The 17,344-nt window shown below is 71.0% G+C and carries 14 protein-coding genes; 10 read left to right on the top strand and 4 right to left on the bottom strand.

Annotation, left to right across the window (positions count from 1 at the left end; genetic code table 11):
- Positions 1 to 103 precede the first annotated feature (103 nt).
- Positions 104 to 1,513 (top strand): type I glutamate--ammonia ligase, encoded by a 1,410-nt coding sequence (glnA, locus tag OG584_RS26025; RefSeq protein WP_405781347.1) that lies wholly within the window; start codon positions 104 to 106, stop codon positions 1,511 to 1,513.
- A 364-nt stretch (positions 1,514 to 1,877) separates the two neighbouring features.
- Here glnA and OG584_RS26020 read toward each other — a convergent pair whose 3' ends face one another.
- Positions 1,878 to 2,528: a TetR/AcrR family transcriptional regulator gene (locus OG584_RS26020; RefSeq protein WP_405781346.1), complete on the bottom strand. Its 651-nt coding sequence runs from the start codon at positions 2,526 to 2,528 to the stop codon at positions 1,878 to 1,880.
- Positions 2,529 to 2,727: 199 nt separating this feature from the next.
- Between OG584_RS26020 and OG584_RS26015 the strand changes: the two genes are divergently transcribed.
- A complete protein-coding gene (locus tag OG584_RS26015; RefSeq protein ID WP_405781345.1) occupies positions 2,728 to 3,846 on the top strand; it encodes a serine hydrolase domain-containing protein in 1,119 nt (372 codons plus the stop codon).
- Between the two features lie 250 nt (positions 3,847 to 4,096).
- Here OG584_RS26015 and OG584_RS26010 read toward each other — a convergent pair whose 3' ends face one another.
- A complete protein-coding gene (locus OG584_RS26010; RefSeq protein ID WP_405781344.1) occupies positions 4,097 to 5,158 on the bottom strand; it encodes a hypothetical protein in 1,062 nt (353 codons plus the stop codon).
- A 136-nt stretch (positions 5,159 to 5,294) separates the two neighbouring features.
- Positions 5,295 to 6,770, bottom strand: coding sequence for a GntP family permease (locus OG584_RS26005; RefSeq protein ID WP_405781343.1), 1,476 nt, complete (start codon positions 6,768 to 6,770; stop codon positions 5,295 to 5,297).
- Between the two features lie 213 nt (positions 6,771 to 6,983).
- Here OG584_RS26005 and OG584_RS26000 point away from each other — a divergent pair, with 213 nt between their 5' ends.
- Both OG584_RS26000 and OG584_RS25995 read left to right on the top strand, forming a co-directional pair.
- A complete protein-coding gene (locus OG584_RS26000) occupies positions 6,984 to 8,774 on the top strand; it encodes an ATP-binding protein (RefSeq protein ID WP_405781342.1) in 1,791 nt (596 codons plus the stop codon).
- Entirely contained in the window at positions 8,771 to 9,442 is a 672-nt protein-coding gene (locus tag OG584_RS25995; RefSeq protein WP_405781340.1) for a response regulator, read from the top strand. Before OG584_RS26000 ends, OG584_RS25995 begins: the two co-directional genes overlap by 4 nt.
- Positions 9,443 to 9,714: 272 nt before the next feature.
- Here the strand turns inward: OG584_RS25995 and OG584_RS25990 are convergent, their stop codons facing one another.
- Entirely contained in the window at positions 9,715 to 11,649 is a 1,935-nt protein-coding gene (locus OG584_RS25990) for an N-acetylmuramoyl-L-alanine amidase (RefSeq protein WP_405781338.1), read from the bottom strand.
- Between the two features lie 183 nt (positions 11,650 to 11,832).
- Between OG584_RS25990 and OG584_RS25985 the strand changes: the two genes are divergently transcribed.
- From OG584_RS25985 to OG584_RS25960, 6 genes are all read left to right on the top strand, one after another.
- The gene (locus OG584_RS25985) at positions 11,833 to 12,108 is read left to right on the top strand and encodes a hypothetical protein (protein ID WP_405781336.1); all 276 of its coding nucleotides are present in this window, start codon (positions 11,833 to 11,835) and stop codon (positions 12,106 to 12,108) included.
- A 9-nt stretch (positions 12,109 to 12,117) separates the two neighbouring features.
- The gene (locus tag OG584_RS25980) at positions 12,118 to 12,468 is read left to right on the top strand and encodes a hypothetical protein (protein WP_405781335.1); all 351 of its coding nucleotides are present in this window, start codon (positions 12,118 to 12,120) and stop codon (positions 12,466 to 12,468) included.
- Positions 12,469 to 12,777: 309 nt separating this feature from the next.
- Positions 12,778 to 13,644 (top strand): Fpg/Nei family DNA glycosylase, encoded by an 867-nt coding sequence (locus OG584_RS25975; protein WP_405781333.1) that lies wholly within the window; start codon positions 12,778 to 12,780, stop codon positions 13,642 to 13,644.
- A 226-nt stretch (positions 13,645 to 13,870) separates the two neighbouring features.
- Entirely contained in the window at positions 13,871 to 14,635 is a 765-nt protein-coding gene (locus OG584_RS25970; RefSeq protein WP_405781331.1) for a (2Fe-2S)-binding protein, read from the top strand.
- Positions 14,636 to 14,812: 177 nt separating this feature from the next.
- Positions 14,813 to 16,180 carry an alpha-amylase family protein gene (locus tag OG584_RS25965; protein WP_405781329.1) on the top strand — a complete coding sequence of 456 codons (1,368 nt, stop codon included), beginning with the start codon at positions 14,813 to 14,815 and terminating at the stop codon, positions 16,178 to 16,180.
- A 317-nt stretch (positions 16,181 to 16,497) separates the two neighbouring features.
- Complete coding sequence (locus OG584_RS25960) at positions 16,498 to 17,334, top strand: putative protein N(5)-glutamine methyltransferase (protein WP_405781327.1); 837 nt, start codon at positions 16,498 to 16,500, stop codon at positions 17,332 to 17,334.
- The last annotated feature ends 10 nt before the right edge of the window (positions 17,335 to 17,344 follow it).

Here is a 17,344-nt window from a genome sequence, read left to right as displayed (position 1 = left end):
AGAAATCCGGTGTCCCTATGGTCAGGTCCAGCGTGTGCCACCGCCCTGGCGCCACAACGAGCCACAACCCCGCCCCTCCCGGGTCGGGAGTAGGAGGAGTTGGATGTTCCAGAACGCCGACGACGTGAAGAAGTTCATCACCGACGAAGACGTCAAGTTCATCGATGTCCGGTTCTGTGACCTGCCCGGTGTGATGCAGCACTTCACCATCCCGGCGGCGGTCTTCGACCCGTCCGAGGAGCTTGCGTTCGACGGCTCGTCGATCCGCGGCTTCCAGGCCATCCACGAGTCCGACATGGCGCTGCGCGCGGACCTGTCGACCGCCCGGGTCGACCCCTTCCGCCGCGACAAGACCGTCAACATCAACTTCTTCATCCACGACCCGATCACCGGCGAGCAGTACAGCCGTGACCCGCGGAACGTGGCGAAGAAGGCCGAGGCGTACCTTGCCTCCACCGGAATCGCGGACACCGCGTACTTCGGTCCTGAGGCCGAGTTCTACGTGTTCGACAGCGTCCGCTTCGAGACGTCGGCGAACCAGAGCTTCTACCACATCGACTCCGAGGCCGGAGCCTGGAACACCGGCTCGGAGGTGAACAACCGCGGCTACAAGGTCCGCTACAAGGGCGGTTACTTCCCGGCCCCGCCGGTCGACCACTTCGCCGACCTGCGTGCCGAGATCTCCCTGGAGCTGGACAAGAACGGCCTCCAGGTCGAGCGCCAGCACCACGAGGTCGGCACCGCGGGCCAGGCCGAGATCAACTACAAGTTCAACACGCTGCTCGCCGCGGCCGACGACCTGATGCTCTTCAAGTACATCGTGAAGAACGTCGCGTGGCGCAACAACAAGACCGCGACCTTCATGCCGAAGCCGATCTTCGGCGACAACGGCTCGGGCATGCACGTCCACCAGTCGCTGTGGAGCGGCGGCTCGCCGCTCTTCTACGACGAGCAGGGCTACGCGGGCCTCTCGGACATGGCCCGCTACTACATCGGCGGCATCCTGAAGCACGCCCCGTCGCTGCTGGCCTTCACCAACCCGACGGTGAACTCCTACCACCGCCTGGTCCCCGGCTTCGAGGCCCCGGTCAACCTGGTGTACTCGCAGCGCAACCGCTCGGCTGCGATGCGTATCCCGATCACCGGCTCGAACCCGAAGGCCAAGCGCGTCGAGTTCCGTGCGCCGGACCCGTCGTCCAACCCGTACCTGGCCTTCTCGGCGCTGCTGATGGCCGGCCTGGACGGCGTCAAGAACAAGATCGAGCCGGCGGAGCCGATCGACAAGGACCTCTACGAGCTGGCTCCCGAGGAGCACGCGGGCGTCGCCCAGGTCCCGACCTCGCTCCCGGCGGTCCTCGACGCGCTGGAGGCCGACAACGAGTACCTCCAGGCCGGCGGAGTCTTCACGTCCGACCTGATCGAGACGTGGGTCGACTACAAGCGCACGCAGGAGATCGCCCCGATCCAGCTGCGCCCGCACCCGCACGAGTTCGAGCTGTACTTCGACCTCTAAACACGTCCGCCGAAGGGGCCGGCCAGGCTGCCCGCGAGGGCCAGGTGCACCGCGCGTGCACCGCTCGGCCACTCCCCTGACGTGACGTCCGCGAGACATCAGCGAGGGCTGCCACCCCGGTCGGGGCGGCAGCCCTCGCTGGTTTGCCGTGCGGGCCATCAGCCCGTCGCGATCGGCTCGGGCTCAGGATCGGGCTTCAGGCTCGGGAACGGAATCGGGCTCGGGCTCGGGCTCGGGAACGGAATCGGGCTCGGGCTCAGGATCGGGCTTCAGGCTCGGGCTCGGGCTCGGGCTCGGGCTCGGGCTCGGCAGCGAGGACAGCGCTTCGCACGGGCGGACGCTGCCCGCCACCGCGCCGCCTCGATCAGACCGCGGACTCGATGTCGGCGATCTGCGCGGCGAGGATCTCCTCGAACGCTGCGCGGCGGTCCGCCCCCAGAGGGCGGACGTCGCGGGCGAAGTGGGCCAGGGCCGGGAAACGTTCGGGGTCGGCGCCGAGCACCGCGACACGGAACAGCTCCATGCCCTGTTCGTGCTCCTCGGGGGTGACGGTGCTGACCCCGGCCTCGGAGGCGATCAAGGCAGCGATGAGGACCGCGATCCGGTGGTAGCGCGCCGGGATCTCCTCGTCGGGCAGCCCCGACGCGCGCAGAGCCTGCAGCGCCTCTTCCATGACCAGCCGGGAACCCGTACCGCTCGACGCATAGCGCCCCCAGACAGCGGCGAGCTGGGGCTGCCGGCCGAAGGCCTCTCTCACGCGCAGGGCCAGGGCCATGATGCGCTGCTTCCAGTCACCCTCCGGACGGTGCCCCTCCATGGCGGCCAGGAGGATCCGGTCGGCGACCGCGCGCAACAGCTCGGTCTTGCTGCGGAAGTGCCGGTAGAGGCTGGAGGAATCCGTCCCGAGTACCGCGGCCAGCTTGCGCACGCTGAACGACTCGGCGTCGCCCGTGCGCAGCAGCTCCGCAGCCGCGTCCAGGATCTCCTCGGTCGACCAGCGCCTTCGCCCTGTCATCCCGCACCTCTCTTCCGCACTCTTCCGGACTCAGCCTAACTTATGCACTTGGTGTTGCACGCACTGCGTGCATAATGGAGGCATGGGCGTGCCGAGCATCCCTTCAGCAGGCGGTCCGGCGTGCCACTCGTGCCCGGTAACCCGGGTCGGTCAGCCGACGTGGAGCGCACCCCCCGGGGAATACGAAAGGACTCATGTCGTGAGGAACCCACTGGATCCCGCGAAACTGAACGCCGCCATCGAGAACGTCCGCCGAGCCGGGATACCGGGCCTGTTCGCCGAGGTGCGTGACGGCGACCAGGTCTGGCGCGGCGCCGCCGGGGTCGCCGATACCGCCACCGGCCGCCCCGTCGACGCCGGTATGCGGCACCGGGTCGGCAGCATCACCAAGACCTTCACCGCCGCCGCGGTCATGCAGCAGGTCGAGAGCGGTCACATCCGTCTTGACGCGCCGATCGGCCGGTACCTTCCGCGACTGGTTCCCGGAGAACGCGGTGAGGCGATCACGGTCCGGATGCTGGTCAACCACACCAGCGGCCTCGCCGAGTACCTCCCGTACGCCTATCCGTCCCTGAAGGCGTTTCCCGTCCTCGCGGACACCGGGCCCCAGAGTTTCGACGACAACCGGCTCACCCGGTTCGACCGCGCGGAACTGATCGGGATGGGGGTCACCGCACCAGCCGTCGGCGCCCCGGGCGGCACACCAGGGGTGTACTCCAACACCAACTACCTGCTCCTCGGCGAGCTCCTGGAGGAAGTGACCGGCACCACCGCAGAGCGGTACATCGCCCGGAACGTCATCGAGCGTGCCGGCCTCCAGGACACCGAATTCCCCTCCGGCCCGTACGTCGAAGGGCCGCACTCGCGGATCTACGAGGCGTGGTTCGGCATGATCGACCCGCCGCGCGACTACAGCGTCTACGACATGTCGTGGGTGGGCCCGGCCGCCTCACTGATTTCGACCGTCTCCGACCTCAACCGCTTCTTCGGCATGCTGCTCGCCGGCGAGATCGTCGGCCCGTCCTCACTGACGCAGATGCAGCGCACCGTCCCGGTCGTCTCCCAGGAGGGCAGGACGATCGACTACGGCCTCGGCCTGCATCCGATGGAGGCCCCCGGCCAGGGCACCTTCTGGGGCCACGGCGGCACGGTCTGGGGAGCCGGCGCGCTGGCCATGACCCGTGCCGACGGCCGACGGCAGATGTCCGTCGCGGTGAACCTGCAGAGGTGGAACAGACTCGACTCGCTGGGCAGGCCGCAGCCTCATCCCATCGACGAGGCGCTCGCTGCGCTCTACCGCGTGGGGATGTACGGCTGACCGGGCGGCTTCCGCCCGGGGCCGGCTCCCAGCAGCGTGACCACAGAGGACCCGTACGGGCGTCAGCCAGGGGACCGTCCCAGCGGACCGTCACCGAAGGGAGAGCCGGTCCGGGCTCCACCGGATGCACCACGACCTGCGGCCCATCAACGCAGCCGTCCGGAGAACTCGGGTTGATTGCATGGTTCTGCAAGCATTTTGGCGACAGTCAGGAGGCCGGAAGCAACGGATCAGGACCCCCGCACAGGACCTACTGGAACGGATGGCCGTACGGGTTTCCCCTGACGCGGTCGTAAATCTCGCGCAGCCACGGCTGACGAACCGCGGGCAGCCTTGCCAGCGTGTGGAGGAGCACCTCCGGGTCCGGCCGGAAGAGCTCCCACGGGTGCGGCGGCAGCGGGTCGTCACGGAACACGCCGTCGGGCATTCCGCCTGCTGCGGGGACGGGCAACCCCTCACGGGGAAAGGCCAGACGTGTCCATACGCCCGCCTCCACCGGCACCGTGTCCGAGGTACCGGGGGGCCGCCACGCCTCCCCTGTCTGCGGGTGCCGCGGCACCAGGGCGATGTCCGGGGTGGAGTCCGGAGCAGGCAGACCCGGCCCGGCCAGGGCCGCACGCTTCACCGGTGGCCCCTTCGGGAGCAGCGCGTCCAGTGAGCGTCCGAATATGTGCGCGGCCAGACCGCCGGGGACCTCGACGGACATGCCCGCCGAGACCACCAGCAAGTGGGCCAGCGCCGCCCCGGCCGCGGCCTCCCACAGGGGGCTCCACGCCCCGGAGGGCCCGACGGGTGGCGCGCCCCGGCTCTGGCCCGGCGGGGTCGCCCACCCTGTTGCACACGGCACGGGGACGGCCGCGGAGTGGCGGTGTACGGCGTGCGGAACAAACCGCACAGCCTGCCAGAGGGAGCAATCGTCGATGCGGGTCGCCACCTCCTGCCCGCATTGCGCGCACGCCAGATTGGGGCCGTCCCGGCCGTCAAGGCCCATGCAGCAGCCGTCACATCGCTCAGGGATGAGGACGGTGCCGCGGGAGTCGCCCGGTGCGACGACGACCTCTCCCGGCGGCCCCATGGGGAGGACGTCCACCGGTGCGAAGAAGCCACGGGTTTCCGCTTCGTCCGTCCGGGCCTCGCTCCAGGGCAGCCACGGCGGACCGGAGGGTTCCTGGTCGACGGCGTACGTTCCCGGTTCCATCAGAGGGGGAAGCAGCGTGTGCCCGTGGCGGTGGTGAGCGTGTACGGGGAGCGCGACCCGTGACACAGGGGCGGTCAGCACAGCACCGCACCCCGTGCACGCGAAGACGGCCATGTACTGCTCCCCCGTGTCCGGACATACGGAACATACGGAGTATCCCGGCCCGGCAGGCGACGGCCAACAGTTTTTCCGCCCACCGGGCTCGGCCGGTGTGTACCGTGCGGGGCGCCCCGCCCCGTACGGCAGTTGGTCAGACCACGACCGAGATCAGCAGCGCCATCAGCAGGCCGCAGACGCTCACGATCGTCTGGATCGCCGTATGGGATTTCGTGGCCTGGCCGAGTGTCATGCCGAAGGACTCCTTGACCAGCCAGAATCCCGCGTGGTTCACGTAGTTCAGGCCGATCGAGCCCGCGCCGATCGCGACCACGAGCAGCGCGGTGTGCAGGCTGTTGCCCGAGGCCGTCAGGGGGGCCAGGATGCCCGTCGCCGCGACGATCCCCACGGTGGCCGAGCCGGTCGAGAACGACAGGAGGAGGGCGAGCAGCCAGCCCAGGACAAGGACGTTGATGTGCATCCCCGAAGCCGCGGACTCGACGGCCTTGCCGATGCCCGAGTCCTCCAGGACCTGATTGAACGCTCCGCCGCCCGCGATGATCAGCAGGATGCTCGCCACCGCCTTGAGGCTGTCCGCCAGCGACGAGCGGATCGCGTCGGGCGTCATGCCGCTGCGGTATCCGAGTGCGAACAGCGCGAAGAGGAAGCCCGCGAGCATGGCGATCACCGGCTCACCGGTGAAGGTCAGGACATGCCGTACCGGGCTGGACTCCTCGTACATCAGCTCCGCGAGGGTGCGCAGCAGCATCAGCACCACCGGGACGAGCACAGCGGCCAATGCCCATCCGGTACGGACCTTGTTGACGGGGGCCGCGGACCCGTCGGCAGGGGTCCCTGCTCCGTCGTCCGCGCGCCCGCTCCCCGCACCCGTGGCGCCGTCCGCGCTCCCGGTCCCCGTGCCGCTGCCGGTCCCGGCCACGGCACCGGTGAACTTCGCGACCAGTTCCGGGTCGGGGTGTACGTCCAGCCGCGGTGCGATCCACCGGCCGTACACGGGTCCGGCGATGATGATCGTCGGGATCGCGCAGATCAGGCCCACCACGATCGTGGGGCCCAGGTTGGCGTGCAGTCCCTCCACCGCGACCAGCGGGCCGGGGTGCGGGGCCACCATGCCGTGGAGCGTCGACAGCGCGGCGATCGCGGGGGTGGCCAGGTAGACGTAGGGCGAGCCCTTGACCTTGTGGGTGTCCTGGAGGCGCCGGGCCACGCTGAAGATAAGCGGAAGCAGCACGATCAGCCCGATCTCGAAGAACATCGGGATGCCGATGATGAAGGCGGCGCCTGCCATGTACCAGGGCAGGGAGCGTTCACCGGACCGGTCCACGATCAGGCGGGCGATCTTGTCCGTGGCACCCGACCCCGACAGCAGCCTGCCCAGCATGGCGCCGAAGGCCAGGGTCACGCCCACATCGCCGAGGATGCCGCCGGCCCCCGACTCCAGTGACTCGGCGATCTTTTCGACGGGCTGGCCCGCCGCCAGCGCGACACCGATCGACACGGTCATCAGCGCCACGAAGGGGTGGAACCGCAGCCGTGAGTTGATCAGCAGGATCAGCACGGCGATCGCGGCCGCCAGGATGATCAGCAGGGTCCAGGTGTGGCCGGTCACAGTCGGCCCCCGCGGGTGCGAGGCGAACGGTCCTGTCGTCCGGGGCCCGGTATCTTCAGCAAGAGAACTCCTGGTGCGGCTCGTTGTGTCCCGGGCGGAAGCTATCCGGCACCTGCCACCGCTCTCCAGGTTCTGCGCACAACCCGCGTAAGCCCTGATCCGCGCGTTGTGTGCGTTCTGTGCACCGAGGCGGAGCCGGTTACCGTCGACGGGGTGAGATTCTTCGAACCGCCGGCCCGGCGGTCCTCCGCACGCCGCCGGGGGCGGGTGCGGCTGCGGACCCAGGTGCTGCTGCTGCAGTGCGCGGTCGTCGCGGTGACGCTGGCCGTCGCGTTCGGTGCCTTCGCCTTCACCAACGAGCACCGGCTCGACCACGAGTACCAGCTGCGTGCGCTCGCGGTGGCCCGTACGGTCGCCGCCCAGCCCGCAGTACGGCGCGGCGCGGCGCAGTATTCCGCGGCCGGTGCCCGGCCCGGCGGCGGGGCCGCCGGCACACCGCGCGCGAGGCTCGCCGCCGGACCGGTGCAGACGGCGGCGGAGGCGGCCCGTACCCGGACGGGGTCACTGTTCGTGGTGGTCACCGACGACCGGGGCATCCGGCTGGCGCACCCGGAGCGGTCGCAGCTGGGCAGGATGGTCAGCACCGACCCCAGCGGGGCCCTCTCCGGACACGAGGTGCTGGCGCGGGATCACGCGCATCTCGGCGAGGAGGTGGTCGCGAAGGTCCCGGTGTACGCACCGGGCTCGCACCGGGTCGTCGGCGAGGCGAACGCGGGTGTCGCCGTCGCCGACGTCCGGGCCCAGCTGATCCGGGACCTGCTGGGCGGGCTCGGCTGGCTGGTCGTCGCCCTGCTGCTCGGAGTCGGCGCGTCGGCACTGCTGGCCCGCCGCTGGAAGCGGCTGACGCTCGGTCTCGAACCGGAGGAGCTGGCGGGTCTGGTGCAGGAGCAGGAAGCCGTCCTGCACGGCATCGGCGAAGGCGTTCTCGCCGTCGACAACGGTGGAACCGTCACCGTGGTCAACGACGAGGCACGGCGGCTGCTGGCGGTCCCGGCCCGAGCCGGGCGGCCCGTGGAGTCGCTGGGACTGACGGAGCGGGTGCTGGAGACGGTCCGTTCACCCGTCGGCGGCCCTGTCATGGCGGCGGTCGGCGAGCGTGTCCTGGTGCTCTCGGCACGCCGGGTCGAACGCGACGGGCAGGATCTCGGCACGCTGCTGACCGTGCAGGACCGCACCGACGTCGAGTCGCTGACCCGCCAGCTCGACGCGGTCCAGGCGATGAGCTCGGCGCTGCGCGCCCAGCGTCATGAGTTCGCCAACCGGCTGCATGTGGTGTCCGCCCTGGCCCACGGCGGTCACCTCGCCGAGACATCGGAGTACATCGGCACTCTGCTCGGCACGGGCCCGCTCGGGGAGGCCCTGCCCGGTATCGACGCGGTCCGGGATTCCTATGTGCGGGCCTTCCTGTCCGCGAAGGCCGCTCAGGCGCGGGAGAGCGGGGTGACCCTGGTGATCGGCGAGGCGACCTGGTCGGACGGGACAGTGGCGGCGCCGGTGGATGTCACTACGGTGTTCGGCAATCTCGTCGACAACGCGATCGACGCCGCCCGGCAGGGGGCGCGCACTCCTTCCCTCGTCGAGGTGGAGCTGATGGCCGAGGGCACCACCCTCCTCGTCACCGTCGCCGACACGGGCGACGGCGTCCCGTCAGGACCTGCCGAGGACGTCTTCCGCGAGGGCATGTCGACGAAGGACCACGCGTCGGCCGTCGGCGGCCGGGGCATCGGGCTGCCGCTGGCCCGGCAGATCGCGCGGGCCAGGGGCGGCGACGTCCGTCTCGCCGAGCACGGCGCTCCGCCGGACTCACTGGAGGCAACTGCCTCCGCGCCCGGCCAGGGCGGCGCCGGCCGGGGGAGGGCCTCGGGCGGCGCGGTGTTCGTGGCGCGGCTGCCCGGAGTCATGGAGCCCACGGCCCCGGCGGCCACGGAGGAGGATTTCGGATGACCGTAGGTGAACCCCTCTCCGTCCTCGTCGTGGACGACGACTTCCGGGTGGCCGGGATCCATGCGTCGCTGGTGGACGCGGTCCCCGGATTCCGTGCCGTCACCACGGCGAACTCGGCCGGGGCGGCGCTCCGGGCCGTCGCCGGGGAGCCTGTGGACCTGGCGCTGGTCGACCTGTATCTGCCGGACGGCTCCGGGATCGGCCTGCTGCGCACTCTGGAGTGCGACGCCTTCGTCCTCAGCGCCGCCGCCGAGGGAGCGATGGTGCGGCGCGCGGTGTCGGCGGGGGCGCTCGCGTATCTCGTCAAGCCGTTCGCGCCGGAGCTGCTTGCCGAGAAGCTGCACGGCTACGCCCGGTTCCGGCAGCTGACCGACGCGGAGATCGTCGACCAGGGCGCGGTCGAGAGTGCGTACGCGGCACTGCGGAGCCCGGCCGGGAACCGCCCGGCACGCCGGCCCGTGGCCCGTACGGTGACCGGCGACGCGGTGCTCTCGGCGGTACGGGGTTCGGCTGCCCCGCTGTCGGCGGGCGAGGTCGGAGCCCTCATCGGGGTATCGCGCGCCACCGCGCAGCGCTATCTCGCGGGGCTGGTCACCGGCGGGCTGCTGAGGATGAAGCTGCGGTACGGGGCCACGGGCCGGCCCGAGCAGGAGTACCGGATCCCTTGAGGCAGGGCGGGCCCGGCTCCCGCACCCGGTTCCCTCGGTGCGAGTCCAACTGCGTTCCCGGACAAGGCGACCGGCCCACAGGAACCGGAGGCCCCGGGTCCGGGGCGTCGGACGCCGGAGCTGCCGTCGAGGGCTTCCCGGATGATGTCCGCGTGACCCTGCCGGTCGCCCGGTCTCCTCGGTCATGTGCAGGAGACGGCGAGCCCGGGGCCTTCGGGACCCCGGGCTCGCCGTCCGCACGTCCGCACCGTCCGGTGCGGGGTTAAGGGCTGTCAGCGGCGCGCTGTCCGCGTCGCCTTGACGTCAGCCGCGTTGACCAGGACGTACCGGTGGTTGAACTGGATCGTGTAGTACTGCTCGGCCCCGGTGACCACCTCTCCGCCCGTGGGGAAGAAGTCCTCGCTGCCGATCGGTGGCTGGGCCGCCACATAGGCCTGACCGGCCGGGATCGAGTAGTTCTTCGCTGTCAGCGGAGCCTGCTTCGACGGGGACAGCCCGTCCGGGTACTCGGATGCCTCCGGGTACGCCGTGCCGTAGACCGGAGCGGCGCCGGTGCCGGCCGGCCTGATGATCCGTACGCCGGAGGCAGGCGTGGTGTTGCCGCCTCCGGGGTTGTGGATCCAGCCCTTCTGGCCGTCGTACCAGATCGCCGTCCAGTCGCCCTGCTGCCCGGCCACGACGAACTGCTGCCCGGCCTGGACCGTGTCGGTCCAGTCGCTGACACCGTCGGTGCCGCCCTTGGCCCCGTGCGCCGTGTGGACGACCGGGTCGAGGAGGAGCGGGGCGTCGTCGCTCGGTGCGCGGCGTACGAACAGGGCGCTCGAAGGGCCGGTCACCGGGGTGCAGGTGGTGATGGCGCCCGTCGGGTCGTCCGCCGGACAGACGGTGTACGTCTGCCGGTTCTCGCTGAACCCGGGGGTGATGGTCACCGCGGACCCGACGGGTGCGTCACCGCGCTCGCCGAGGTCGAACGACGTGCCGAGCAGCCCCATGAAACGCGTCCAGTCCCAGCCGTCGGCCGGGTCCCAGTGCATGCCCGCGAGGGTGGTGTCCGACGGTCCCGGTACGTTGTCGTGGCCGAGGATGTGCTGACGGTCCAGCGGGACGCCGTAGCGGCCGGCCAGATACTTCACCAGCTCGGCCGTCCGCTCGTAGGCCGCCGTGGTGTACCAGTCGGCGCCGTGCGCGGAGAAGCCCTCGTGCTCGATCTGGACCGCGTGGAGGTTGCTGTCGTAGTTGCCGTCGCCGAACGCGACATCCTTGTCCGGCAGCATCTGGGTGACCGCGCCGTCCGACGAACGCATCACGTAGTGGGCCGAGGCGCCGCCCGGCGTCTGGAACGTCCTGATGGAGCCGTCGTACGACCCCTCCGTCGTGTGGATGATGATCTGGGTGATCTTCATGCCGTTGGCCGGCCGGTCGGACACCTGGCCGTTGGACGGGTCCGCCGCGACGAAGCGGCAGTTCATCGACTGCGGGCATTCGGCGCTGGGCGAGGAGACGTCCTTCAGCCCCAGCTTCTTCAGCTGACCGGTGACCGGCTTCGCCGACGGCACGGGCTGCATCGTGACCGCGAGCGACCCCGTGAGTGCCTCGGACCGCTGCCGCGCGCCGGACACGATGGTGGCGAACACGTCGTGGACGTACGACGTGGCCGCCTTCAGGTCGGACATCCGGCTGTACTCGGCGATCGCCCCGGTCCACTGCGACGGATCGCCCGACGTGCCGCCGGTGAGCTTCTTCTGGTACGAGGCGAGCAGCGCCGCCCCGCCCCGGATGTTGTCCCTCCGGTCGTGCTGGAGCCGTGCCACCGGGATGCCGGTCAGCTTCGCCGCAGTCCGCAGGGTGTGCAGTCCGGGGTGGCCGGTGAAGGAGGCGAGGTCGGAGCGCCCCGCGGCGCCTGCCGCGCCGTCCGCCACCATCGCCGCTGTCACATCGGTGAGGTTCATCAGACCCCAGCCACCTGTGTCGCTGTATCCGGTGTGCTGCTGCCAGCCGGACTCCTCGTGCGCGACGCCCTGGAGGACGGAGACCGGGACCTTGAACTCGGCGGCGGCAGCCGCGAAGTCGGCCTGCGCGGCAGGCTGTTTCGCGTCGTCCTCGTTCCCCGCCTGGGCAATGGCAGGCAGGAAGGCGAGGGCTCCTGCGGCCAGGGTGCCGCCGAGGACGGCCGCAGGCAGCCACCGCTTCCCTTTTCGCTTGTGCAAGGGTTTTCCCTTCCGTGCGACTGTTCCCGGAACGCCTTCTGCGGGACCTCTGTCGATTCGCCTCGCGGACGCCGGGTTGGTGATGGGGGGCAGCGCTCGGGTTCTGCTCGTACAGAACGGGGCGGGTGGGATCTCCTGAGCGGAGACGGGCCTCGATGTCCCGGCGCCATCTGATCGGACAGTGTGTCAGCTCCACCTGAAAGGGCGAAGGACCAGAGCCATTGCGTCGGCAAAGATTCACGGCCGGTCCAGTTGGTGCTGCTCTTCAAGGCCGCGCGCCCCCGCCCCAAGGACGAGCGGGACTTCGCCGCCACCCTGCCCCTGCTGTCCGGTGCCCAACGCACGGCCCTGGCCGGGTTCCTGGCCCTGACCTGTCCGGGGCACGGCTGGCTGGATGCTCTGCGGCAGCCGGCTCCCCCGGGCCGGGTCCGGGGCGAGGGCGTCACCGGGCCCCCGTAGGCTGCCCCGATGTCTTCCGTACTTGTTCTCGGTATTGATCCGCACGCGGTGCCCGGTATCGACGCGGACGGTGTTCGCGCCGGACTCGAGAGTGAGCTGACCCGTTTCGGCGACCTCGGTATCGACGCGTCCATGACGCTGATCGCGCTCGACGAGTCGGCGGGTCCCGCGATGACCTCGGCGCTGACCGCACGGGCCTGGGACGTCGTGGTGGTCGGCGGCGGCATCCGCAAGCCCGAGCCGCTCCTCACGCTCTTCGAGCAGGTGGTGAATATGATCCGCCAGCACGCACCCCAGGCCGCTGTCGCGTTCAACACCAGTGGGGGCGACAGCGTCGAGGCGGCGCAGCGGTGGCTGTGAGACCCGGTGACCGCCCGGCGCGCCTGCCCGCGCGGGCTCCATCACCCACGGCGTAATCGACCCCTCCGCGTACGCACGGCAGGCGGAAGCCGTTGGGAAGTGGTGTCCCTGACCGGCGGCTCGGCGCCGGTCGCGGGGTTCGACGTGATCGCGCTCGCCGATGACGGCCGCGTCCGCACGGTGCACGGCCTCCTGGACCGCGTTCCCGCGAGCTGAGGCAGCGGCCCGCCCCGGACACGACCTGGCATGGCGCCCAGGACGGGCCGCGCCCCGCGGTCCGATCCCGCCGACCCGAGGCAGAATGGCGTTATGCCTGAATTGCCGGAGGTCGAGTCCCTCACCCGGTTCCTGGGCGACCATGTCGTCGGCCGTACCGTCGCCCGTGTCCAACCGGTGGCCATCCACGCCCTCAAGACGTACGACCCGCCCCTCACGGCCCTGGAGGGCCATTCGTTCGACGGGGTGACCCGGCACGGAAAGTTCCTCGATCTCCGTATCGGCGGGGTGCATCTGGTCATGCACCTCGCCAGGGCGGGCTGGGTCCGCTGGAGCGAGCGGCTGCCGGACGCGCCGCCCCGTCCGGGCAAGGGCCCGCTCGCACTGCGGGTCAGGCTGACGGAGCCGGAGGGCGCGGGTTTCGACGTCACCGAGGCGGGCACCCAGAAGCGGCTGGCGGTGTACGTCGTCCGTGATCCGCTGGAGGTGCCCGGCATCGCACGCCTGGGCCCCGACCCCCTCGCCGACTCCTTCACGCCGGCGGCCTTCACCGCCCTGCTGCGGGGCGAACGCCGCCAGATCAAGGGCGTACTGCGCGACCAGAGCATGATCGCCGGGATCGGCAACGCGTACTCGGACGAGATCCTGCACGCGGCACGGATGTCACCGTTCCGGCTGGCCGCCAAACTCTCCGACGACGAGGTGGCGGTGCTGTACACGGCCATCGGGACGACGCTCGGTGAGGCGGTCGAGCGGTCCCGCGGGCTGGCCCTGCGCAGCCTGAAGGCGGAGAAGAAGAGCGGGCTGCGCGTGCACGGGCGCGCCGGAGAGCCGTGCCCCGTCTGCGGGGACACGATCCGCGAGGTGTCCTTCAGCGACTCCTCGATGCAGTACTGCCCCACCTGCCAGACCGGCGGCAGGATTCTGGCCGACCGGCGGATGTCCCGGCTGCTGAAGTAACCCGCCCGTCCCACCTGCTGAACGACCTGCCCGGAGCCCGGCGCCGGGGGCGGGCGCGCGCCCGCAGCCGGGATCGCGGGACGCGCGCACGGGGCCGGCGTCCCGCCTTCAGGGGTCCCCGGACCAGGAGCGTCCGACGAGGCCGGACGGGCACAGTGCAAGGACCCCTTAGGCTGACCCGCCCGCGGCCCGAAGAGCCGCGCCCTTCGACCCCTCTGGTGCGCCCGTGAATGACGCCTCCGCCGTACTCGCCCAACTCGACTCCGTCGGGCCGTACTTCACCGTGCGGCACGGCGAGCGGCCGGACCCGGAAGGGTTCGTCCCCCTGTCGGATCTCTACGGCCCGTCGGATCCCCACGGCGCGGAACACGGCGACGCGGACCCGCTCGCCGCGTACGTGCGGGTGTACGCCCGGCGGATGCGCACCGATCAGCCCAGGGTGGCGGCCTCCACCCTGCAGCTGGGACTGGCATCGCGCCTGTGGTCGCTCGCGCTCGGTTCGGCCGTGCTCTCCGGGCGCCTGCCCGACCTGTCTCCGGACCGGCTGCGGGTACGCCTCACCGGCGACGACCCGCTCGAACTGTGGCTGCCCGTACCGGCGCTCGCGCCACCGGCGGCGCGGCCGGACCACCCGGCCGACGCCGTACTGGGCGCCGTGGCCCTCGGCCATCTGCATCCGTTCCACACGGCCCTGCGGACGCGGTACGGCCTCTCGCCCCACATCCTGCGGGGCAACGCGGCATCCGCACTGGTCGGGGCGGTACGCGTACTGACCGGCCGGCGGCCGGACACAGAGGCTCCGGCCACCGCGCTGGCGGCCGCCCTGCTGGCACGCGAACCCCTCACCGGCAGCGGCGACTTCATCGTCGAGGAAGGACTGGGCTTCGCGTTCCTGCGCAACAGCTGCTGCCTGTACTACCGGACCCCCGGGGGCGGCCTCTGCGGCGACTGCGTCCTGCGCCATCCGCTCGGCGAACGTCCCGGCTCGTGAGCGGCGACGGCGCCACCCCGGACGGCAAGAGATTTCTGTAACTTGCAGGAAAGTTTTGCGCGAACTCTTGAAGTGCCCATGCCTTAGCGGCAGGCTCCTCTGCGTCTCCCCCCACGGTGGTCACCGGCACGCGGCCGCCCGGGACACAGCACTGCCCGCAACGAAGGAGCCGCAACGATGCGCAACCGTCTGATCGGTGTGTCCATGGCCGGGGTCCTGGCCGCCGGCGGTCTGCTCGCCCTCACCCCCTGGCAGGCGCAGGCCGCGCCTCCCGGCGACCGGACCGTCACCGCAACCCTCTTCGAGCGCCCGTACACGGACGTCGGCAGGATATGCACGGACTCGCTCGGCCCGGCCGGCTACGGATACGTCGAGGTGTCACCCGCCACCGAGCACATCGCGGGCCCCCAGTGGTGGACCTCCTACCAGCCGGTGAGTTACCGGATCGCCGGACGCCTCGGGGACGCGAACGCGTTCCAGTCCATGGTGAGCGCCTGCCACGCGGCCGGCGTCAAGGTGATCGCCGACGCGGTCATCAACCACATGTCGTCCGGGTCGGGCACCGGAACCGGCGGCACGCAGTACAGCAAGTACAACTATCCGGGGACCTACAGCGACGCGGACTTCCACACCTGCCGCCAGGACATCACCGACTACACCAACCGCGAGAACGTCCAGACCTGCGAACTGGTCGGCCTGGCCGACCTCGACACGGGCAGCGACTACGTGCGGTCCACCATCGCCGCCTATCTGACCGGCCTGCGGAACATGGGGGTCGACGGGTTCCGCATCGACGCGGCGAAGCACATGGCCGCCGCCGACATGCAGGGCATCAAGAGCAAGATGGCCGACCCCGGATTCTGGGTCTCCGAGGTCATCTACGGCAGCGGTGAGGCAGTGCAGCCCGAGGAGTACACGGGCCTCGGCGACGTCGACGAGTTCCGCTACGGCACGCACCTCAAGAGCGCCTTCCAGGGCGGGAATCTCAGCGGTCTGCAGAACGTCGCCGACGGAAAGCTGGCGGGCGGCCAGGCCGCCACGTTCGTCGACGACTGGGACACCGAGCGCAACGGCTCGACGCTCAGCTACAAGGACGGCGCCACCTACAAGCTCGCCAACGCCTTCATGCTGGCCCACCCCTACGGCTCGCCCAACGTCTTCTCCGGCTACGAGTGGTCCGACAAGGACGCCGGCCCTCCCAGCGGCAGCGACGGCTGGACCAACATGCACGCGGACCCCGAGATCACCGGCATGGTCGGCTTCCACAACGCCGTGGGCGACGCGGCGGTGACCGACTGGTGGTCGCAGGGCAGCGCCATCGCGTTCGGCCGGGGCGCCAAGGGCTTCGTCGCCCTCAACAACGGGGACGGCGACCTCCAGCAGACGTTCACCACCTCGCTGCCCGGCGGCACGTACTGCAACGTCGCCAAGGCGTCCCCGGACAACTGCGCGGGCAACACCGTGACGGTCGGCGACGACGGCAAGGTGACGGCGACGGTCCCGGCGAAGGGGGTACTCGCACTGGACACCGCTGCCACTTCGTAGGGCATCCCGCGGGCCGCACCCTGCCGGGCCGGTACGACATCGTCCCGGCGCGGCCGGTTGAGGGGTCCTTGCACGGTGCCCGCCCGGGTCACGCGGGCCGGCACCGTGCGAGGACCCCTGAGTCCCACCGGCCGCGCCGGACGGCTCGGATGGCCTCCGCCCCCGCTCATGTACTGTTGCCCCTCCACACCAGTGGACCGTACCGAGGAGGTGAGCCCCATCAACGCTGCAGCAGGACGGGCGCTCCCCCTCACGACCGTGCGGTTCATCTGACACAGGTGACCGAGGGAGCCCCGCAGGTCTCCCGAAAGGCTCATATGCCGGTCCCATCGTCACCTCTCCCGCCCCGCGCACCTCAGCAGGCTCTTCCGTTCTCCGCTGTCGTCGACAGGCTCCGGGCCGCGGGCTGCGTCTTCGCCGAGGACGAGGCGGAACTGCTCGTCTCGACCGCCCGGGACGCCGCCGGCCTGGCCTCCATGGTCGACCGGCGTGTCCAGGGCCTCCCCCTCGAACACGTCCTGGGGTGGGCCGAGTTCTGCGGGCTGCGCGTCGCTGTCGACCCCGGTGTCTTCGTGCCGCGCCGGCGCACCGAGTTCCTGGTCGAGCAGGCCGTCGCCCTCGCCCCGCCGGACGCCGTTGTCGTCGACCTGTGCTGCGGCTCGGGCGCTCTGGGCGCCGCGCTCGTATCCGCTCTGGACGCGGCCGAACTGCACGCGTCCGACGTCGATCCGGCAGCGGTGCGCTGTGCCCGCCGCAACGTCGCCGGAGCAGCGGGCCGGGTGTACGAGGGCGATCTCTACGATCCGCTGCCGGCGTCGCTGCGCGGGCGCGTCGCCATCCTGCTGGCCAATGTGCCGTACGTACCCACCGAGGAGATCGGACTGCTGCCCGCCGAGGCGCGGGTGCACGAGGCGCGCGTCGCACTCGACGGAGGCGCAGACGGTCTTGACGTACTGCGGCGGGTGACGGCGTCCGCGCTGGACTGGCTGGCACCCGGCGGGCATCTGCTCTTCGAGACCAGCGAACGGCAGGCGGCAGCGGCCGTACGGACCGTCACGCGGGACGGGTTGACCGCGCGGGTGGCCGACTGCGCGGAGCGGTACGCGACAGTGGTCATCGGGACACGCGGCATCGGGGCAGGCAGCGCCCCCTGACCGGCGTCCA

It is taken from the genome of Streptomyces sp. NBC_00859 (genome assembly GCF_045161865.1).
Classification (GTDB): domain Bacteria; phylum Actinomycetota; class Actinomycetes; order Streptomycetales; family Streptomycetaceae; genus Streptomyces.
Note: the sequence above shows the minus strand (reverse complement) of the source record. Positions and strands in the feature narration are given on the sequence as shown.